Raw genomic sequence first — 18,615 nt, 5'->3', positions numbered from 1 at the left:
CCGTTGTGGCGCTGCGCTGGTGCCCTGCAATGGAGTGAGCTAGGAAGGCCGGGACGTCTGGGCACTCCCGCATGCTTCCGGTGCCGTTCCTCGGTTCTTTGAGTCCGTCGCCGGCCCTGACGGGCCGGCTGCTGATGGCCGGTGGCACGTTGCTGCTGGGGCAATGGGTGTGTGCCGATGTTCTTCATCTTCCGGGAGGCGGCCTCGGTTTGCTGGCGGCCGGCGCTGGTGTTTGGTGGTTGAGTCGCCCTGCGGCTCAAGCGAGTTTCAAGGCTCCGACGACGCTGCCCGCTTGGGTGAGTCAATGCCGTCAAGTGCTTGACCAGTTCGATCAGCTCGAGACTCAGCTCGGTGTCGAAGCATTGCGTGCGCCGCGGGAGCAGCAGCTGGAGGCCGTTCTGAACCACTCAGGACCATTGGCCCTTGCAGTCGTGGCTTCAGAGGGGGTCGAGCTGCCTCCCTCCGCCTGGTTCGAGACAGCGTTGTTGGGTGCCAGCAGTCTGAGTCTCTCGATGGCCAAGCCGCTATCCACGGCAGCGGAATCCTGGGGGCTGCCAGAGGTGCTGAAGCAACAGGACGCACTGCTTTTTCTGCTGCCTCTGCCCCTGAGGGCATCGGATTTCTTACGCCTCGACGACATTCCTGTCGACCAGCCGGCCTGGTTGCTGGTCCAGGGGGGACTCCTGGACCAGCAACCAGGCGATGGCGTTGATGTGGGTCGCCGTGCCCTCATGGCCCAGTTGCCCGAGCGCTGGCACGATCGCCTCCTCCTCTGGGATGGGTCCAGCCAGGGGCTGAGGCCGCTCCTGCAACCGATTCATCGTTTGCTTCGTCAGCCCCAGCGATCCCTCGACAACACCCGTCAACGCCTGCTGGCGTCCTTGCATCGCAGTTGGCAGGGCGAGTTGGAGCAACTACGGCGGGAGCGCTTCCGAGCTTTGTTGCAGCGCAGTCAGTGGCTGGTGGCCGGTGCGGTGGTTGCCTCCCCGCTACCGAGCACGGACCTGGTGGTCGTTGCTGTTGGCAATGGGCTGATGCTTCGCGAGATGGCTCAAATCTGGAACTGCCCATGGCGAGCGGAGGTGCTGCAGGTGGCGGCTCGACATCTCGGCGGGGCTGCGCTTGCCCAGGGCGTCGTCGAGTGGAGTGGTCAAGCCCTGCTGGGGCTGGCGAAATTGGATGGCGGCAGCTGGTTGGCGGCTGGTGCTCTCCAGGCTCTCAGCGCCGCTTATCTCACCCGAGTGGTCGGCGCATCGATGGCCGATTGGATGGCGATGAATGCAGGTGTTGCGGAGCCAGATCTTGAGCGCCTCAAGCAGCAGGCACCGCTGCTTGTGGCCAAGGCGGCGGAACGGGAACGTCTCGATTGGAGCGGTTTTCTGCAGCAGGCACGGGACTGGGCCCAGAGCGGCCCGTCCCTGCGCCCGGGTTAAGCCCGATCAGCACACACACCACTTGCTCAAAACTTCATGAAGCGTTCATGAAGTGGTTCATGAAGTTGCTTGTCTGAGTGACTCGAGATGTTTGGTTTTCGGGAAAAACGGTGACCTTTCCATACTCTTAAGTCCTGCCCTATGTCTCTACTGCTGCGTTTCTGCTGCTGGAGTGGCTCGGGCTGACCCGTTCTCATCTTTTGTCCCATGGCTACTGCAATTCGCAGCGGTCGTCTCAGCAACTGGGAAAACTTCTGTCAGTGGGTCACCGACACCAACAACCGCATTTATGTGGGTTGGTTCGGTGTGCTGATGATTCCTTGCCTGCTGTCGGCAACCATCTGCTTCATCATCGCCTTCATCGCCGCTCCTGCGGTCGATATTGATGGCATCCGTGAGCCCGTCGCCGGCTCCCTGATCTATGGCAACAACATCATCTCCGGTGCTGTTGTGCCTTCCTCTAATGCCATCGGCCTGCACTTCTATCCCATCTGGGAAGCTGCCTCCCTCGATGAGTGGCTCTACAACGGCGGTCCTTACCAGCTGGTTGTGTTCCACTTCCTGATCGGCATCTCTGCCTATATGGGGCGTCAGTGGGAGCTTTCCTACCGCCTCGGCATGCGCCCTTGGATTTGTGTGGCCTACAGCGCTCCACTCTCGGCCGCCTTCGCGGTGTTCCTGATCTACCCCTTCGGTCAGGGTTCCTTCTCTGACGGCATGCCCCTCGGCATCTCCGGCACCTTCAACTTCATGCTGGTGTTCCAGGCTGAGCACAACATCCTGATGCACCCCTTCCACATGCTGGGTGTGGCTGGTGTGTTCGGTGGCTCTCTGTTCTCCGCCATGCACGGCTCCCTGGTGACCTCCTCCCTGGTGCGTGAAACCACCGAGAGCGAGTCCCAGAACTACGGCTACAAGTTCGGCCAAGAGGAAGAGACCTACAACATCGTGGCTGCCCACGGTTACTTCGGTCGCCTGATCTTCCAATACGCCTCCTTCAACAACAGCCGCAGCCTCCACTTCTTCCTGGCTGCCTGGCCTGTTGTCGGCATCTGGTTTACCTCCATGGGCATCAGCACCATGGCCTTCAACCTGAACGGTTTCAACTTCAACCAGTCGGTGCTGGATTCCCAGGGCCGGGTGTTGAACACCTGGGCTGATGTGCTGAACCGCGCCAACCTCGGCATGGAAGTGATGCACGAGCGCAATGCTCACAACTTCCCCCTCGACCTGGCTGCTGCTGAGTCCACCCCCGTGGCTCTGCAAGCTCCCGCCATCGGTTGATCTGGAATCAACAACAGGTTCAGGTCAACTGAACCGGAAAGCCCCCTCCTCGGAGGGGGCTTTTTGTGGTGACAAATAGTGTCTGCCCTGTGTCTGTGAATCCAAATCTGCCATTGTTGATTTTTAGTCGATCAAGTTCGGTCATGCCTGTGCTGTTTGCATCCCAAACCGCCCCTGGTGGCCCCGCCGTCATTCTTCCCGCTCTGCTGATTGCTGGCATTCTTGTGGCTGCGTCTCAGCTGTTTGTGCCGAAGGGCAATTGAGCTGCGGAATTTGTTCCTTGCATGGCGATCCAGCACGTCTGGACCCTGACGAGATCTGGCGAAGTGATCGGTGGTTACTCCGTCACCATCCAATCCCGGCCCCCATGGTTGGTTGGTGCTTTCTCGATGCTCGCCGTCACTTGGGCGGGCCCGTGGATTTCGATCCTGAAGAGGCCCGCGAGTGGGGAAGCGTGGTTCAGCGGGCATCACGTTTGGTGTGCGAGCTGAGCGGCTGCGATCGCGTCTATGCGATTGCCTTCGGAGAGGAGGCTCGCCACCTGCATTTGCATTTGATCCCTCGTCATGGCGAGGATCCGAAGACCACCGCCTGGGCGGTGGCCGACCTTTATCGAGCCGTGGAGGCGGGGCACAGCCCCCAGGCGGATCGCGACATGGTGCATGACTGGATCGGCCGCGCCCGCTCCCGTGCTGCGCGTTGGATCAGTCGTCAGCCGTAAGGGCCGAATCGGCTGGCGCAGGCTGCGCCACAACGGGCCCCGAGTGTTACGGCGTCATCAACGGTCCAGCCGGCGGCGAGTCCGGCGGTGATGCCAGCCGCGAAGCTGTCGCCGCAGCCATAGCTCTCCACCAGGGGGCCTGGCAGGGGCTCGGGTGAATAGCGCCCCCCAGGGGTCAGGGTGCCACCGGCGGCACCCTCCGTGGCAATCGTTAGAGCAGGAGCTGGATCAAGCGCGTCCAAGGGGATCTGTTCATCGGCATCCAGGCCACTGCCGATCAGGGCATCGAGCTTCACCCTGGCGTCCTGGAGCAGCGGCAGTCGCAGCCTGGGTGTGGCCGTTAGAACTCTGGCCTGACGAGCCAGGCGCAATCCAGCGGCGTCGCTGGCGGACACAAAGACTCCGTCGCAGTCCTCCAGGCGCTCCCAGTCGAGGGGGTCGCTGGCGAGCGGTGTGAGTCGCTCGCCAATCACCGTGATCGCCCGATCACCACTGCCGTCGACCAGGCTGATCCCCCGTCGGGTCGGTTGCTCGCGCCAGGCCACCACCGGCACCACCCCAAGCTCTCGCAGGCGAGCTTCACTGCGTTCGCCATGGGCATCGCGGCCAAGGGCCGTGAAGAACAGCACGGGCCTGCGGCTGAGTCGAGCCAGCTGCACAGCCACCACGGCTCCAGCCCCAGCCGGTTCCTCGAGGCTGCGATGGGCGCGACTGATCACACCAGCCTGAGGCAGCGCATTCACAGCTAGGAAGTTGACCCATTCGAGATGGCCAACCACGGCCAGTTGGAGGGGCGGCAATCTCTGTGGCGTTGCGATCACGGGATCGGCAGCACTGATTGCGCTGCGTTGCGCAGCTGAACCTTGATTTTGCCGCCAACTTGTTTGACATCCACGTTGCCATCCACGCTGAGAGGCTGATCCTCCGGGCTCCCAACCAGAATCGGACCCTGATCAGGACCGTGCACGGTCACAGGAGCGGTCACCTCGTCAACGTTGACGTTGCCGCTCACGTTCACAGCACCCGTGACAGCCACGGGTTTGCTGACAGCAACGCCGCCGGGTACTTCCACGTCTGCTCGGACCGGCAGGGTCGCCGAGGCTTCGATTTTCAGCGGTTCTTCACCTTGCACGCGAACTGGTGCTCGAACCTGATCCAGGGTGATTCCACCCACCAGCCTGACGGGTAGGGGCTGATTGCGGTGAAGACCGACAGGGAGCGGTTGCTTGAGCACCTGAATGGTTGCGACAGCGATGGCCCAAGCAGAAATCACGACGGCTAGCGGCCATCGAGACGCCATGGCAAGGGAGAACCAACGAGGGGGATCCTGCTGATTGCTCGGGCGTGTGAGTTCTGACATTGATATCGACTGGTCGACAGAATGCCAACACGTTTTATCTAAAAAACAACGATTTTCAAGGCTTGTCTCTGTAGCCAGCGATCAAAGCATTGATTGATTGCTTCGCTGAAATCTTGGGGTCAAAGCTCGTATTCTTCTTCGAAGCTTTGTATCAATCCTTGATAGAGAGCAAGAGTGCCTTCGCTTTCCTCGGTCACCCCCTCGAGGGTGTAGAGCTTGGCCAAGTGGGTGACTGCGGCATGTACCCTCGAAAAGGCTTCTGCATAATCATTCTGAATATCTTCTTCGCGAATATCGCGAATCTTGGCTGAGATCAATTCCACTTTTTTCTGAGCAGCGCTGATCTCAGCTTCCATCGGCTTGCTGAGTTTCCGTCTTTTCTTTGCCATGGCGCCCACTCGCGGCAAATCACCCTACCGCTGTGATGGACGCCTGTTGGTGGACGTGGGTGGATGCTTGCGATCAGAAGCAGAAGGGCAGGAAGCGGGCGCTGCAGGCGACGTAGCCGTCCACTAGGGGGCCTAGGCCGATCTGGTGAACAATGCCCTGGCCAGTCAGTGCTTCGGTCAGGATGCCGATGACAATGCCGAGCATGGCAGCGCGACCATTGAAAAGCTCAACCCTGGAGAGCTGTTCTTGGTGGATGGAGCGAGCTGCTGAATCTTGGAACCACTTGTCACTGGCTTGATTGCGCTCCATGGGGATGACCGATCAACTGATAAGAACTGTAACAGGGTTTTGACGAGGGGGATTTTCGTGTGGTTCTCCTTCAGGCCTTCCGCCAAGGCACAGGCTTGTTGCGTTTGGGATACAGCTCTCGGCACAGCGGGCAAACCGTGCCGTCGCAACCCCGAGCCGTGCAGTAGTCACGCCCGTAAAAAATGATTTGTAGATGCAACTTGTTCCAGGCTTCGATCGGGAACAGGCGCTTGAGGTCTCGTTCGGTTTGCTCGACGCTTTGGCCTGAGCTGAGCCCCCAGCGCTGGGCGAGTCGGTGAATGTGGGTGTCCACAGGGAAGGCGGGGACTCCGAAGGCCTGCGCCATCACCACGCTGGCCGTTTTGTGGCCAACGCCTGGGAGGGCCTCCAGCTCTTCGAAGGTCTGCGGCACTTGGCCCTGGTGGGTGTCCACGAGGATTCGGGCCAGCTTTCTGACGTTGCGGGCCTTGGTATTGGCCAGCCCTAGCTGGCGGATGTGACGCAGGATCTCGGCCTCTTCCAGGGCGGCCATCGCGGCCGGAGTGGGGCCCGCGGCGAACAGGGTTGGTGTGACCTCATTCACCTTGCGGTCAGTGCACTGGGCGCTCAGCAGCACGGCGACAAGCAGGGTGAAGGGATCGGAATGGTCGAGGGGGATCGGCGTCTCCGGGTAGCGCGCTTCCAAGTGCGCCTGAATCGCTTTGGCTCGCTCCTGTTTCCTCACGGCTCTTAAGGGCTTATTAAGAATTGATCCGTTGTCTGGTCGGGCGGTCTCTCAATTGATCAGAGTTTTCGGACCTGGACAACGGTCATGGTGCAGAGCGGTCATCCCCGCAGGGGAACCAGCCTGAAATGGGAAGTTAACGGCGAACTTGCCGGTGCCGATCTGCGTCATATTCTTCAGCGCCTCCAGCAGGTAGACCCTCAGGCGCAGGCGATTAATCGCTGCGATCTCGAGGACGGTCCCTCCGCGTCATCTCCCACCTGAATCCATGACCCAGGACCGCCGGTCTGACGAAGGAGTTGCCCAAAGCGCTTACGAACGGGTCATTGCACGGGAGCTCGCCGGGGAAACCGCTCAGGAGAACGATCAAGAGGCAGACCCGAAACCCATGGGGCCGCTTGATCACATCTCCGATGGGACGGATCAGGATCCAGTCACTGACCAGGATTTACTGAGTGACGTCTACAGGCAACACAGTCATCAGCAGTCGATGGAAGGGGGCTGAGGGCGAACGGTTCGCATGAGGACCTCGGCGATTGGTTGAGAGGAGCGTCCCTATGGCTGCGCCGTCACTGAGGCTTGATTTAGCGTCCGGGCAGTTGCCGGGGCCCAGTGAATCGCACAGTGAGAGGAGTGGTGTACGTGTCTGTCTGGGTTTTGATCTGGGGAACTGCTTCTTCACTGGTGGATTGGTTGCTGCTCACCCGTGAGGTGTACGCCACCGCCTCCTTGGGGCAGGCGGCCACCTTCGCCGGTTACGGAGCCGCTGCGGTGGTGCTGGCCGTTCGACTGGCCCCACGTTTTCTGCCCAGCGAGGCCCCTTGACTACTGCACTCGGAAGGTCACGCCCATGACGGCTGTGATGTCTTTGTCGATCGTGCTCGTGTTGTAGGAGCCGTAGCTGCCCATCTCCGTGGAGTTCGGCACTGTGATCTGGAAGGTGCCTGTATCGGCCTTGGTGATCGCGCCGATTCCTGAGTTCGCCTGGTCGGCGATCGCGATCGCTCGCTTGCGAGCATCCGCTGTGGCCTTGGCCAGCATGTCGACCCGTTTCTCTGCCAGCTTCGTGTAGGTGTAGGCCGGTGGCTCCACTGTGATCGAGACCCCCTGGCCCACCAGATCACTAATTCGGATCGAGACATCACGAATCAGGGTTACGTCGGCTGAGCTGATCCGGATCGGTTGGCGAGCCGTCCAGGTGGTGCTCATCAGCGCACCGGTCACGCGGTTGCGGATGTCATTGCTGGAGGACTGGATGACGCCCCGACCGATCGCTTTGGCCGGTATTCCCTGCTCCTCCAGATAGGCCAGCGTGCGCTGCAGCTGCGGTTGGAGGCTCTGGTAAGCGCTCTGTTGGCTGGGACCACTCCCGCTCACGGTCACGGTCCAATCCACGTAATCGCTGCGGATTCGCTCTGTGCTGGCACCGGTCACCGTGATCGTGTCGGATGCGGTCCGAATCCCTTTCACGGCCACGGCGCCGGCGACCACAAGCCCCGCACTCAGCACGAGCATGGGGAGCACGAGTGGAGGGGTGCGACGGAGTAAGTCGAGGACGCGATGGTGGGTCGTTGCAGGATCCGTCAAAGCAGTGACTTGTTCTGGATTCACCCTAAAAATCATCAGAGTGAAGTCATGACTGAAACCGTCTCGACCTGTGACCAGTGATGACGCCGCCCAGCTGGCCCAGGAGGCTGCCTAGCGTCTGTGGGTTGCGCTGAAGCGGAATCCATGGTGGTGCAGGTGCTGACTCAAGCTCAGCGCACCAAGCTCGATGGTGCCGATGACGCGCTCTTCTATGCAGAGCCGCGCTTTGTGCATCACCTTGATGGTGCCTTCCGTCAACGATTGACCGCGCTCTACAGGCAGCGCATCCCAAGCTGCGCGGTGGTGCTCGATCTGATGAGCAGCTGGGTTAGCCATCTCCCTGATGAAGTGACGTACGAGCAAGTGATTGGCCATGGGCTCAATGCCGAGGAACTGAGGGCCAATGACCGCCTTGATCGCCACTGGGTGCAGAACCTCAATCAGGATCAGCGTTTGCCCCTGGCCGATGCCAGCGTGGACTGCACGCTGATCGTGGCGGGGTGGCAGTACCTGCAGCAACCGGAAGCGGTGGCGGCCGAACTGCTACGGATCACCAGGCCTAATGGGCAGCTGATCGTTGCCTTCAGCAACCGGATGTTTTTCAGCAAGGCGCCCCAGGTCTGGACCGACAGTGATGATCGCGAGCACCTGGCCTACGTGGCCGAGCTGTTGCTTGCCCAGGGCTGGCCTCGCCCCGAGCTGATTGCTGAATCCACCCGGGCGACGGGGGTGTCTGGTTGGCTCGGTGCGCCGGGGGACCCTTTCTTCGCCGTGATCGCCACGCGTCCTGTGCCTTCGTCAGTCGTCTGACGGGGGTAGCGGTTGCCAGCCGCTCAGCCATTGGCTGGAGTCTTTGAGTTCCTGGCAGGTGACGCGAAGGCGCAGCCCCCGCTGCAGTAGGGGCTCGAGTTCAACCCAGCGCTCGTTTCCGCGACCCCCCTGGAGGATCAGTCGGAAGTGGCGATAGCCCTCGCGGGCGGAGCTGCTTGTCCAGGCCTGAGAGAGGCGTGCCGGCATTGGAGGCCACCAGGTCCCCCCCATCGTCGGTGATCAAACGCCGTCTTTGCAGCACCATCGTTACGCTGCCCGCACCACTCCGTGAGGTCGCCCAATGGCGCGCACGATTGCGATCAGCGGTGCTTCCGGCAAGACCGGCTACCGGATTGCCGAAGAACTTTTCAAGGCAGGCGAGACGCCGCGTTTGCTGCTGAGACCTAGCTCCATCTGCCCTGAGAGCCTCAACCATTGCGATCAGCGACGACTGGAGCTTTCTGATCAGGCTGCCCTGGATCAGGCCCTCGAGGGGGTGGATGCTCTGGTCATCGCCACCGGGGCTCGACCGTCGATCGACCTGACCGCGCCGATGCGGGTGGATGCCTGGGGTGTGCAGCGGCAGGTGGAGAGCTGCCGGCGTCTGGGGGTTCGCCGGATTCTGCTCGTCAGCTCACTCTGCGCCGGACGCTGGCGGCACCCACTCAATCTCTTTGGTCTGATTTTGGTGTGGAAACGGATCGGAGAACGGGCCTTGGAAACCAGTGGTCTGGACTGGACCGTCATTCGCCCTGGCGGTCTCTCTGAGCGGGAAGAGCAGCTGGAGTCTGAAGGGATTGTCTGGACCGGCCCTGATCAACAACTGCGCGATTCCATCCCTCGGCGACTGGTGGCCCAGGCTTGCGTGGAGGCCCTGGCAACGCCGGCATCCATTGGCAGGATTCTCGAAGTCACCAGCCGCCAGGATCAATCGCCCCAACCCCTTGAACAACTGATTAAGTGATTGTTCCTACAGCCACCCTGGTCGGGTTGCGCGATAACAGCTCTGTCGGGAGGGACAACCTTCGAGACGTCACGTCGGGAGATGGGAGACGGGCCGCCACCCGTCTTTTTTATGCGCTAACAACGATCCCGGTGATGGTTCAAGCGGTCGTCCACAGCATGGAGGAGGTCCTTTAAGCATGGATCTGTCCAAGCAGCGGCCCGTAGACCTGGCCGTTATTGGTGCTGGTTTGTCCGGCGCAGCCCTGGTGGCAGGCCTGCGGGCTGGCGGTTATCAGGGCACGATCCTCGTCCTGGAGGCAGGCCGCGGGCCGGGAGGTCGAGCCGCGACCAGGCGGCGCCGTGAGGATCCCTGTTGGCGGCTGGACCATGGGGCTCCCACTCTCACCATGACGGGCGAGCCCACAGGGCCTCTGGCCAAACTGCTGGAGTCGCTGCAAATCCAAGGGGTTCTGGTGCCCGATCGGGAACCGGTTGTTGGCTTGGATCCCGATGGAGGAGTCACGGCTCTACCCGATGATCCACAGCTGGTTGGCCATCGTTGGCGTGGTCAGCCGACGATGGCGACGGTGGCGGAAGCGCTGCTCAGCGCTGGCGGAGCCGGCACCCAGGCCCACTACGGCACCCGGATCCAGCGCTTGCGGCGTCGCCCCGAGGCCTGGCTGCTCGATGACACCTGGCAGGCTCGCTCACTTGTCCTGACCGGGACCCTCCTGGCCCATCCCCGTTCCCTGGCCATGCTGGGTTGGACTGAGGTGCCGCTTCGTGCAGCGGTGCCGGTTGGAGCGGATCCACAGCTGGATCAGGCCCTGGCAACCATCGCTGATTTAGACGCGTCGGTGCGTTGGAATCTCATGCTGGAGCTTCCTGGCAGTGATGCGTCGTTGCCTCGGCAGATTTGGCTGACGGCCTCAGCACGGGAACGCTTCGGTGTCGAACGTCTGGTCTTGCAACGGCAAGGGGATGGACGGCTCGGTTTGGTGGTGCATGGTCTCGATGATGGGCAGGCGATCACCCCTGAAAGTCAACCCACCTTGATCGCAGCACAGGAGACTCGGCTTCGCGCTCAGCTCCCGGAACTCCTGGCTCCCTGGCCTGAACTCGAGCGCTTGTTGCCCCAGGCCCGATCATTGGGGGTCATGCGTTGGGGGGCGGCTCGGCCGACTGGTCGGAGACTGCCCCAGTCCCTGCAGTGGTGTCCCCAAAGCCAGGTGGGTTTCTGTGGCGATTGGATTGCTGGCTCTGGGTACGGGCTCGCCGAGGGGGCGCTTCAAAGTGCCCTTGACCTGTCCGATCAACTGCTCAGTTGCTGATGGAGGTCCTCCAGGCGCCGAGCGTTCACGCCTAGATCGGAATCCCCGAGTCTCGAGACGGATCGGGCTTGCAGCTGCTGGTTGTCTTGGTCTGCATAAAGCTCGAGATCGTCGACAAAGCCGAACAGTCGACTGCTGCAAGTGGCATGCAGATAGTCGTTGCTGCGCTCCTCAACCACTGTTCGTGGGGCCTCGCTGAGCTGGGCAGCCAGGCTGTTGAGCGCCTGCTGCGGATCGCTCACGCTCCAGACCTGGCGGGCGCAGTGGGCGCTCGAGGTGCAAGGACTGAGTTGCCTCTGGTGAACACCAAGGTCGGCGGGAACCGGCCCGATCAGGTGCAGGAGCCCCAGGATCATCGGCAGGGTGAGACGGAGCAGAGAGTCCATGGTTAGGTCCAGCGCACGGGATCCTGCGACTGCAGGTGAAGCACATGATCGGTCTCTGAGCCGAGCAGGTCGCGGCTGATGGTGAGACAGATGCTGTTGAGAGGTAACGAGAAGCTGCTGCCATCGGCATCAAAGGGGCCCTCCACGTAGGCGCCGATCCGCTCGGCCATCAGGAAGCAGAGCATGATCATGAAACCGTTGAAGCTGCTGAAGCGCCCTGCGTCCTGGTAGTGGAAGCTGAGCATCAACTGGATCCCGAAGACCCAGTTGATGACCCGCACGAACACGTCGTAGGACGCCGGCAGGGGAGTGTTGCGGATGCGCTCCAGGCCTCCGATCTCATCGGTGCAGGCATTGCCCAACTCCATCAGTTGCTGTCGCCCCCAGCCATCGATCAAGCCTTCGTCGTGAAGGCGCTGCAACCAGAGCCCCCGCTGCATCCCGAGTTGACGCAGGTTGGTTGTGCTTGGCAGCCGCAGGCCTTCGAGCAGTCCGTTCTGAAGGCTGCGCAGATCCCGATGCCAATAGTTGCGCAGCTGGAAGTTCAGTTGCCAAACGATCGCCACCTGCAGGCGAACCAGCGATCTGGACCAGCGCCGGCCGGCGGGGGAAGCGGGAAGGTGGGCGGCGAGGGTGTCAGCCCAACTGCGGCTGTGGTTGACCATGGATCCCCAGAGCTTGCGCGCTTCCCACCAGCGACTGATCGCCTGGGTGTTGCGAAAACCGATGAAGATCGACACGGCGATGCCAAGGATGCGCACGATCTCATCGCTTTCCACCCATCCCCTTGGGATGACATCACGCATCACCAGGCCGGTCACGGCCACCAGCACGAGCAGGTCGTAGCGCATGCGGCTCAGCAGCTGCAGGAGGACATGCGAATAGTCCTGACGCCGTGTGCGCGGCGGATTGCCGTAGGTGCCGGATTCGATCATCGGCTTGAGGTCACGGTGTTGCTGCCCATGGGGCGATCATGACGCCACCTGTGTCCTGACGATGCCCCCCAGCTGGAGCGATCAGTGGTGGCCCGTGGCCTACCTGCGCGATCTCGACCCTTTGAGGCCCGCTCGCTTCACCCTGCTCGAGAGGGATTTGGTGATTTGGTGGGATCGGGAGTCTGGGCTTTGGCGTGCCTTTGAAGACGTCTGTCCGCATCGATTCGTGCCCCTGAGTGAGGGACGCATCAATGGGGCTGGGCAGTTGGAGTGCCCTTATCACGGTTGGAGCTTCGATGGCTCTGGCACCTGCCGCAGTATCCCCCAGATGGGGGATGGGGCCGCGCCGGAGGCTCGTCGATCCAGCTGCCAGGCGCTTCCGACGGCGACGGGGCAGGGACTTCTGTTTGTGTGGAGCGGCGATCCGGCCTCGGCCAATCCGCAGACCCTTCCGTTGGTGCCCCTATTGCGGGAGGAGGGTGCCGGCTGGGCCGATGGCTGGATTGTGCAGGACACCTTCCGGGATCTGCCGATGGATGCGCTCACCCTGCTGGAGAACGTGCTGGATGTGAGTCATGTGCCCTTCACCCACCACCGCACGGTGGGGCGGCGGGAGAATGCCGCTCCCGTTGAGCTGGAGATCACGCGAGAGGGCGATGACGGATTTGAGGGGCTGTGGGAGGAGGGGCCGAGACGGGGGCGTCTTGGTTCCCAGCTCACGCGCTTCCGTGCCCCTCAACTGATGTGGCATGACCTGACGGCCAAGGGATTTGGCCGAATTCTCACGGTGGTGTATGCGGTGCCGATTCGTCGTGGTGAGTGCCGCCTCTTCGCCCGCTTCCCATTTCAGTTTGAGGCTGCGGCTCCGAGGCTGCTGCTGGGCTTGAGGCCCCGCTGGCTGCAGCACATCGGCAATCACAAGGTGTTGGAAGACGATCAGGTGTTCCTGCATTGGCAGGAGCGGGTCTTGGCGGCGGCGGGTGGCAGTGCCGCGGTGGAGCGGGCCTTTTACTTGCCGACAGCAGCTGATCGCTACGTGGCGGCTCTGCATCGCTGGGTCAAGGCCCATGGTGGGGAGCCGTTCGCTGGTCAAGTTCTGCCGCCGCGGCAGGGACTGGAGAGCCTGATGGATCGCTACAACAGTCACACTCGACAGTGCCGCAGCTGTGCGCAGGCTCTCAAGCGCTTGCGGGCCTTGAAGCCCTGGCTTTGGGGTGGGCTCTGGTTGTCGGCGGTGCTGATTGGACTTGGTCAGTTGGGCGCCCTCAGCCTCCTCGGCGTGCTGCTGGCAATCGCGACTGGCCTGGTGATGCGGCAGGTGTCACGTTGGGAGCGGGGACTGCTGGCAGGAGATGGCCTGGCGCCGCGTAATCATGGTTGATCAGGACTGCTGCTGATGCTGTGGCGATTCGTGTGACCTCTCCCTGCCCCGAAAGCGTGATCATTGCTTTGGGGGCGAGGGACTGGCCGATCTGGGGCTGTGAAGTGAGCCGGTTCCCCTGGCACTATGAGCAGCATGAGACCTGCCTGCTGCTGGAAGGAGCCGTCACTGTGACTCCAGAAATGGGTGAGCCCGTGAGCTTTGGCGCAGGAGATTTGGTCGAATTTCCCAAAGGGTTGCAATGCACCTGGGACGTGCACCAACCCGTGCGCAAGCATTACCGCTTCAGCTGAATCGCTCAAATATCTGCATCGCTGCCCCACTGGGGCTCGCAGGTGCGCCAGCCCACGCGAAGCAGTTCGCGCCAAAGCAATTCAGCGGTTTCCCGGCGAAGGTGCACTCTGTTTTTCAGCAAAGGGGGCTGACCTGGAAGAGGTCGCCCTGAATCCACGAACACGCGTGGATCGCGATGCCAGCTTTTTTCATCGGCGTGGAAACGCTTCGTGTCGCTGGTGTGGGGGTCTTGGATCCAACCGTGCCTTGGCATCGCTTGCGGGGCGTGATGACGGAGGCGCGCATCCAGTCCTCGGCCTTAAACGGTGCGTAGGGGGAGCTGGGAGCCATTGGTCCGTCGCTGATACACCTGTTCTAGGTGGCTAGTACAAATGTGTCAACGCTGATCGGTGTTGGTTGTGTGTCCTGGGGCGGGCTTTGCTGCGCTGGGTGACTAGAACGTGGGTCTTCTGCTGCGTCGTCCGATGGGCGTCACTGTCTGGCAGGCCCGCGAGGCCGGTGCTCCCCTTGAGCGGGCTGAGCGGCCGATGCTCGAGCCTGCCCGTGATGAGCTGCTGCTGCAGGTGTTGCATTGCGGCCTCTGTCACAGCGACCTGTCGATGCTCGACAACCACTGGGGGATGAGTGCCTATCCGCTGGTGCCGGGGCTTGAGGTGGTGGGTCGTGTGGCTGTGATCGGCGTTGGGGGACTCGGGCATATGGCCCTGCAGTTCGCCCGCGCTTGGGGTTGTGAGGTCACGGCCCTCACGACGAACCTCGGCAAGGCGGAGGAGGCGAGGCGCTTCGGTGCCCATCACGTGGAGCTGTTGGAGGCGTTGCCCGATTGCGCCGGTCGCTTCGATCTCGTGATCAATACGGTGAACCAATCCCTCGACTGGTCGGCAGTGATGGCCTCACTCGCCCCCCTCGGTCGCTTGCATCAGCTTGGCGCTGTGCTGGAGCCGATCAGCGTGGGTGCCTTTGATCTGATTGCGTCGCGGCGATCGATCACCGGTAGTCCCACCTCGTCGCCCGCGAGCTTGCTGAAGATGGTGGAGTTCTGCCGGCGTCATGACATTCGCCCTCAGGTGGAACGTCTGCCGATGGATCGCGTCAATGAGGCCATCGAGCGCTTACGCCTTGGGGATGTGCGTTATCGCTTTGTGCTCGATTCGGTAGCGGATTGAACAGCCGGACGTCTTTACGAGGCGTTAACCATGGGGCTGGGAAATCGGCGCTCGTCTTCCTCACACCAGCGGGCGCTTTTTTTCTGCCATCCTTTAGCCCTCGATCGCTGGAGTGGTTGGAGTTGCGATGGTGACGGCCTCCAGCAATGCGTTGAGCTGGGAGCAACTTCTCGCCCTTGCTCCTGAGCCAGCCGAGCGTGTGCACGGCCCCACCAACGCTCAGGCCGTCCTGCGTCTGTTCGGCGAGCCGGAGTCCGCTGTGCGGGTCACGCTCTACCGCGATCACCATGCCTGGTGTCCCTACTGCCAGAAGGTCTGGCTCTGGCTGGAGTTCCGGCGGATTCCCTACCGGATCCGCAAGGTGACGATGCGCTGTTACGGCCCCAAAGAACCCTGGTTCACCGCCAAGGTGCCTTCAGGAATGCTTCCAGCTCTTGAAATCGACGCTCGTCTGATCACCGAAAGCGATCGAATTCTTGAAGCGCTTGAGCAGACCTTCGGTGCCTTGGGCGCCGGGATGCAAGATCCAGCGGTCCGCCGCTTGCGAGACCTGGAGCGACGTCTCTTCCGCGCCTGGTGTTTGTGGCTCTGCTCTCCGGGGCTCAGTGAACGCCAGGACGCGTTGGCCCGTGATCAGTTTCAGCGCGTGGCGATGCAGATGGAAGCAGCCCTGGCGGATGGAGCAGGTTCCTGGCTGGATCCCGCGGCTCCGGCTGGGGAGATCCCCGGGACGGCCGATCTGGTGTTCATTCCCTACGTGGAACGGATGAACGCCTCACTCGCCTACTTCAAGGGATTTCTGCTTCGCGAGCACCATCCCGGCATCGATCGCTGGCTCACAGCCCTCGAGCAGCTAGAGACCTATCGGGGCACGCAGAGTGATGCTCACACCCATGCCCACGATCTGCCCCCTCAGATGGGGGGCTGCTGGATTCACCCCAATCCTCTTCAGGAGGACCTGGCTCGTCGGATCGATGGCGGTGAGGGAATTGCCGACTGGGAGACCCGTTGGAGTCAGGACTCCGATGGCTCGAATCCCTCCCCGGAACATCGTGCCCTGGAGCGGGTTCTTCGCCATCGCCACACCCTGGTGCAGCGGAGCTCGCTCGGTTCTGGCTTCGATCAGCCCCTTCGTGCTGCACTCACGCGCATGCTGCACAGGGAACCTGTTCAGCCGGAACCCGGTTCCGCCCTGGCCTTACGCAACCTGCGCGATCGGATCTCCGTGCCCCGCGACATGCCTCTTCTGAGTGCTCGCTGCCTTCGACAGGCCCTTGAAGCCACCGCGGCTCTGGATGGGTCGGCTCAGCCAGAGCCGCTGCCCCTGCAGCATCGCTTTGATCAGGACCCCCGCCCCTTTCTGGCTTGAGTCCGATGGTCCTGATCTGAGCTTTCCTGATCTGAGCTGCCCCGATCTGAGCGACTGCCTGTTCGCTGCGTCACCGGAGCCTGGGCCGACGATCAAGCAAGGTGGTGTGAATTCAAAACGACGCAATGGCTGGCAACGGCTTCGGATCGACCGGTTCCGCTGAGGGTCCCGGCAGACGTCGAAAGGACAGCAAACGCAAACCGGGTCAGTCCAACCATCAGCGTGAGCGCCAGCCCCTAGGGCGCGACCCTGAGTTCGAGGCGATCTGTGCCCGCCAGACCCTTGGGCTGGCTCTGTCCGGTCGCTTAACGGAGCAGGCGGTGAAACGTGCCCACAAAGCGCTCGCTGTGCAACACCATCCCGATAAGGGAGGTGACCCGGAGATGATGACGCGTCTGAACAATGCCCGCGACGTGCTGCTTCAGCCCGAAATGGAGGCCATCGCTGCTTGACGACAACGGTTGCCTTGCTGGGCACAGGCTTGCTTGGTGCAGCGATTGCTCAGCGTCTCTTATCTCAGGGCATCAGCCTGCGTGTTTGGAATCGCAACCCTGACCGCTGCCGATTGCTGGCGGAAGCCGGTGCGCAGGTCGTTGACGATCCCGCGGAGGCTGCTCAGGGGGTAGCCACTGTGATCACGGTGCTTCGCGATGGTCCAGTCACAGCTGAGGTGGTGACTCGGATTGGAGCGCTTGGGGGAGCCTGCCTGATGCCGATGGGCACCATGGGGATCAGTGAAAGCGTGGCGCTGGCCGCTCAGGCTCGCGTGCAAGGGGGCCTCTATCTCGAAGCGCCCGTGCTCGGTAGCCGCCCGGAGGCCCTAGCGGGCACTCTTTTGGTGATGGCTGGGGGAGACCAGGAGACCTTCGCGCGCCAGAGCTCTCTGCTCGCCCACCTGTCCGCCCAGCCCCGTCTGATGGGAGCTGTGGGCACCGGTGCCGCTGCCAAGCTCGCGCTCAACCAGTTGATTGCAAGCCTCACCCACGGTTATTCCCTAGCCCTGCGACTGGTTCAGGCTTCCGGGCTGGATGTGGAGCGTTTCATGGAGGTGTTGCGGCCATCGGCGCTCTACGCCCCCACCGTCGATAAAAAGCTTGAACGGATGCAGTCGCACCACTACGAGGACCCCAACTTCAGCACCGCCCTGCTGCGCAAGGATCTTCAGCTCTTCCTGAGGGAGGCGGCCCTCGCCGGGGTGAATGCCCACGGTCTTGACGGTCTGGCGGCTCTGCTTGCAGGCGCCGAGGGAACACCTCTGGATGCGGGCGATTACTCAGCTCTGCATGAGCTGACCCAGGCCTCGGACTGATGTCTCGGTTGATCGACAGTCTCCATAGGCTGAGCCCCCTTCATTCCCCCTACGCGGCCTGACTGATGCACCGTCTCGATGCTGATCGCCTGCGCGCTCTGTTCACCAAGCCTTACGGCAAGCCCGCTCCCTCCGAGGCCCAGTGGCGGGAGCTTTACGACGATGCTGTGCATTTTCAAGATCCCACCCAGGAGAAGCACGGGATCGCTGCTTACATCGCTGCTCAGGACGGGCTCATTCAGCGCTGTGATGATGTGTTCCTGGCGCCTGCTGCGATTGCAATCGAGGGGAACACCGCCTTTGTGGAATGGGAGATGGGTCTGAAGATCAAAGGGATTGAGTTCCTCTACCCGGGCACCAGCCGCCTCCAGTTCAATGCCGAGGGCAAGGTCGTGGACCATCGTGATTACTTCGATTTTGTTGGACCGACCTTTGCCCCGGTGCCTGTGATCGGCGGTTTTGTGCGCTGGCTATACCGTCGCTTCGTTGCCTGAGATTTGATTTCTGAAAAAAAGCTGAAAACGCCCTAGTTCTGTGTTGGTTCCGACAACTCAGCTCGACAGGTTCCCCCCACTGTGGTGTGAGCTTCTGACCGATCCATGCAGGACTGCCTTTACAGCAACACCACTCCGAAAATGGTGGTGTTGAAGTGTATCGGTGACAACCGATTTTATCTGGAGAAGGTGGTCATGCCCGCGGAAACCTATTGGTTCAACGCTCCTAAGGATTCCAGGGTGGAGATCTGGCAGATGGCGATGAACGGCCAGCTGCTCAGCATGCGAGCGGATGTCAGCGAGTACGCCGTGACTGAAGCCGCAAGGGAAGCTGCAAGCGAAGCGGTTCAAGCCAGCCACATCGCTGGCCAACCCGCTGCCGCCTGA

General features: G+C 61.9%; 27 protein-coding genes. 17 read left to right on the top strand and 10 right to left on the bottom strand.

Annotated elements, in window-relative coordinates; translation table 11 throughout:
- Positions 1-71 precede the first annotated feature (71 nt).
- The 3 genes from H0O21_RS11940 to H0O21_RS11930 all read left to right on the top strand — a co-directional run bounded on the left by H0O21_RS11940 (position 72) and on the right by H0O21_RS11930 (position 3,438).
- The gene (locus H0O21_RS11940; RefSeq protein ID WP_185189799.1) at positions 72-1,433 is read left to right on the top strand and encodes a YcjF family protein; all 1,362 of its coding nucleotides are present in this window, start codon (positions 72-74) and stop codon (positions 1,431-1,433) included.
- A 207-nt stretch (positions 1,434-1,640) separates the two neighbouring features.
- Entirely contained in the window at positions 1,641-2,717 is a 1,077-nt protein-coding gene (gene psbA, locus H0O21_RS11935; RefSeq protein WP_185189798.1) for a photosystem II q(b) protein, read from the top strand.
- Positions 2,718-3,084: 367 nt separating this feature from the next.
- Positions 3,085-3,438: an HIT family protein gene (locus tag H0O21_RS11930; protein WP_370523052.1), complete on the top strand. Its 354-nt coding sequence runs from the start codon at positions 3,085-3,087 to the stop codon at positions 3,436-3,438.
- Here the strand turns inward: H0O21_RS11930 and H0O21_RS11925 are convergent.
- The 5 genes from H0O21_RS11925 to nth form a co-directional block, all read right to left on the bottom strand.
- Positions 3,429-4,259 (bottom strand): PfkB family carbohydrate kinase, encoded by an 831-nt coding sequence (locus tag H0O21_RS11925; protein WP_185189796.1) that lies wholly within the window; start codon positions 4,257-4,259, stop codon positions 3,429-3,431. The two genes, H0O21_RS11930 and H0O21_RS11925, sit on opposite strands and share 10 nt — an antisense overlap.
- Positions 4,256-4,738 carry a hypothetical protein gene (locus tag H0O21_RS11920; protein WP_185189795.1) on the bottom strand — a complete coding sequence of 161 codons (483 nt, stop codon included), beginning with the start codon at positions 4,736-4,738 and terminating at the stop codon, positions 4,256-4,258. Before H0O21_RS11920 ends, H0O21_RS11925 begins: the two co-directional genes overlap by 4 nt.
- Positions 4,739-4,917: 179 nt before the next feature.
- Positions 4,918-5,187, bottom strand: a complete 270-nt coding sequence (locus H0O21_RS11915) for a hypothetical protein (protein ID WP_185191026.1) — start codon at positions 5,185-5,187, stop codon at positions 4,918-4,920.
- 73 nt (positions 5,188-5,260) lie between these two features.
- Positions 5,261-5,497 (bottom strand): chlorophyll a/b-binding protein, encoded by a 237-nt coding sequence (locus H0O21_RS11910; protein WP_185189794.1) that lies wholly within the window; start codon positions 5,495-5,497, stop codon positions 5,261-5,263.
- Between the two features lie 70 nt (positions 5,498-5,567).
- Positions 5,568-6,221 carry an endonuclease III gene (nth, locus tag H0O21_RS11905; protein ID WP_131455555.1) on the bottom strand — a complete coding sequence of 218 codons (654 nt, stop codon included), beginning with the start codon at positions 6,219-6,221 and terminating at the stop codon, positions 5,568-5,570.
- Between the two features lie 268 nt (positions 6,222-6,489).
- Here nth and H0O21_RS11900 point away from each other — a divergent pair, with 268 nt between their 5' ends.
- Both H0O21_RS11900 and H0O21_RS11895 read left to right on the top strand, forming a co-directional pair.
- Positions 6,490-6,726, top strand: a complete 237-nt coding sequence (locus tag H0O21_RS11900) for a hypothetical protein (protein ID WP_185189793.1) — start codon at positions 6,490-6,492, stop codon at positions 6,724-6,726.
- Positions 6,727-6,905: 179 nt separating this feature from the next.
- The gene (locus H0O21_RS11895) at positions 6,906-7,046 is read left to right on the top strand and encodes a hypothetical protein (RefSeq protein ID WP_370523051.1); all 141 of its coding nucleotides are present in this window, start codon (positions 6,906-6,908) and stop codon (positions 7,044-7,046) included.
- Here the strand turns inward: H0O21_RS11895 and H0O21_RS11890 are convergent, their stop codons facing one another.
- A complete protein-coding gene (locus tag H0O21_RS11890; RefSeq protein ID WP_255441204.1) occupies positions 7,047-7,736 on the bottom strand; it encodes an SIMPL domain-containing protein in 690 nt (229 codons plus the stop codon).
- A 216-nt stretch (positions 7,737-7,952) separates the two neighbouring features.
- Between H0O21_RS11890 and H0O21_RS11885 the strand changes: the two genes are divergently transcribed.
- Positions 7,953-8,618, top strand: a complete 666-nt coding sequence (locus H0O21_RS11885) for a class I SAM-dependent methyltransferase (protein WP_185189791.1) — start codon at positions 7,953-7,955, stop codon at positions 8,616-8,618.
- On the opposite strand, the gene H0O21_RS11880 is transcribed toward H0O21_RS11885, so the two are convergent.
- Positions 8,607-8,849 carry a TIGR02450 family Trp-rich protein gene (locus tag H0O21_RS11880; protein ID WP_255441022.1) on the bottom strand — a complete coding sequence of 81 codons (243 nt, stop codon included), beginning with the start codon at positions 8,847-8,849 and terminating at the stop codon, positions 8,607-8,609. The genes H0O21_RS11885 and H0O21_RS11880 overlap by 12 nt on opposite strands.
- Before the next feature lie 70 nt (positions 8,850-8,919).
- Between H0O21_RS11880 and H0O21_RS11875 the strand changes: the two genes are divergently transcribed.
- A complete protein-coding gene (locus tag H0O21_RS11875) occupies positions 8,920-9,582 on the top strand; it encodes an SDR family oxidoreductase (RefSeq protein WP_185189790.1) in 663 nt (220 codons plus the stop codon).
- Between the two features lie 178 nt (positions 9,583-9,760).
- Positions 9,761-10,894 (top strand): NAD(P)-binding protein, encoded by a 1,134-nt coding sequence (locus H0O21_RS11870; RefSeq protein ID WP_185189789.1) that lies wholly within the window; start codon positions 9,761-9,763, stop codon positions 10,892-10,894.
- Here the strand turns inward: H0O21_RS11870 and H0O21_RS11865 are convergent.
- Positions 10,876-11,280, bottom strand: coding sequence for a DUF1499 domain-containing protein (locus tag H0O21_RS11865; protein WP_185189788.1), 405 nt, complete (start codon positions 11,278-11,280; stop codon positions 10,876-10,878). The genes H0O21_RS11870 and H0O21_RS11865 overlap by 19 nt on opposite strands.
- A gap of 2 nt (positions 11,281-11,282) precedes the next feature.
- Positions 11,283-12,215: a bestrophin family ion channel gene (locus H0O21_RS11860; RefSeq protein WP_185189787.1), complete on the bottom strand. Its 933-nt coding sequence runs from the start codon at positions 12,213-12,215 to the stop codon at positions 11,283-11,285.
- A 61-nt stretch (positions 12,216-12,276) separates the two neighbouring features.
- Between H0O21_RS11860 and H0O21_RS11855 the strand changes: the two genes are divergently transcribed.
- Together H0O21_RS11855 and H0O21_RS11850 are read left to right on the top strand one after the other, a co-directional pair.
- Entirely contained in the window at positions 12,277-13,596 is a 1,320-nt protein-coding gene (locus tag H0O21_RS11855) for a Rieske 2Fe-2S domain-containing protein (protein WP_131455546.1), read from the top strand.
- A gap of 20 nt (positions 13,597-13,616) precedes the next feature.
- Positions 13,617-13,889 carry a cupin domain-containing protein gene (locus H0O21_RS11850; RefSeq protein ID WP_131455545.1) on the top strand — a complete coding sequence of 91 codons (273 nt, stop codon included), beginning with the start codon at positions 13,617-13,619 and terminating at the stop codon, positions 13,887-13,889.
- A gap of 5 nt (positions 13,890-13,894) precedes the next feature.
- On the opposite strand, the gene H0O21_RS11845 is transcribed toward H0O21_RS11850, so the two are convergent.
- Entirely contained in the window at positions 13,895-14,125 is a 231-nt protein-coding gene (locus H0O21_RS11845) for a DUF1651 domain-containing protein (RefSeq protein WP_240789292.1), read from the bottom strand.
- Between H0O21_RS11845 and H0O21_RS13500 the strand changes: the two genes are divergently transcribed.
- The 7 genes from H0O21_RS13500 to H0O21_RS11815 all read left to right on the top strand — a co-directional run bounded on the left by H0O21_RS13500 (position 14,066) and on the right by H0O21_RS11815 (position 18,615).
- Entirely contained in the window at positions 14,066-14,203 is a 138-nt protein-coding gene (locus H0O21_RS13500; RefSeq protein ID WP_240789293.1) for a hypothetical protein, read from the top strand. The genes H0O21_RS11845 and H0O21_RS13500 overlap by 60 nt on opposite strands.
- Before the next feature lie 151 nt (positions 14,204-14,354).
- Positions 14,355-15,056 (top strand): zinc-binding dehydrogenase, encoded by a 702-nt coding sequence (locus tag H0O21_RS11840; RefSeq protein WP_185189786.1) that lies wholly within the window; start codon positions 14,355-14,357, stop codon positions 15,054-15,056.
- Between the two features lie 127 nt (positions 15,057-15,183).
- Complete coding sequence (locus H0O21_RS11835; RefSeq protein WP_185189785.1) at positions 15,184-16,425, top strand: glutathione S-transferase family protein; 1,242 nt, start codon at positions 15,184-15,186, stop codon at positions 16,423-16,425.
- 125 nt (positions 16,426-16,550) lie between these two features.
- Positions 16,551-16,877: a molecular chaperone DnaJ gene (locus H0O21_RS11830; protein WP_185189784.1), complete on the top strand. Its 327-nt coding sequence runs from the start codon at positions 16,551-16,553 to the stop codon at positions 16,875-16,877.
- Positions 16,874-17,734 carry an NAD(P)-dependent oxidoreductase gene (locus H0O21_RS11825; protein ID WP_185189783.1) on the top strand — a complete coding sequence of 287 codons (861 nt, stop codon included), beginning with the start codon at positions 16,874-16,876 and terminating at the stop codon, positions 17,732-17,734. The genes H0O21_RS11830 and H0O21_RS11825 overlap by 4 nt, the downstream gene beginning before the upstream one ends.
- 65 nt (positions 17,735-17,799) lie before the next feature.
- Positions 17,800-18,228, top strand: a complete 429-nt coding sequence (locus H0O21_RS11820) for a nuclear transport factor 2 family protein (protein ID WP_185189782.1) — start codon at positions 17,800-17,802, stop codon at positions 18,226-18,228.
- Positions 18,229-18,333: 105 nt separating this feature from the next.
- The gene (locus H0O21_RS11815) at positions 18,334-18,615 is read left to right on the top strand and encodes a DUF1830 domain-containing protein (protein WP_185189781.1); all 282 of its coding nucleotides are present in this window, start codon (positions 18,334-18,336) and stop codon (positions 18,613-18,615) included.

It is taken from the genome of Synechococcus sp. HK01-R (genome assembly GCF_014217855.1).
Classification (GTDB): Bacteria; Cyanobacteriota; Cyanobacteriia; order PCC-6307; family Cyanobiaceae; genus Synechococcus_C.
Note: the sequence above shows the minus strand (reverse complement) of the source record. Positions and strands in the feature narration are given on the sequence as shown.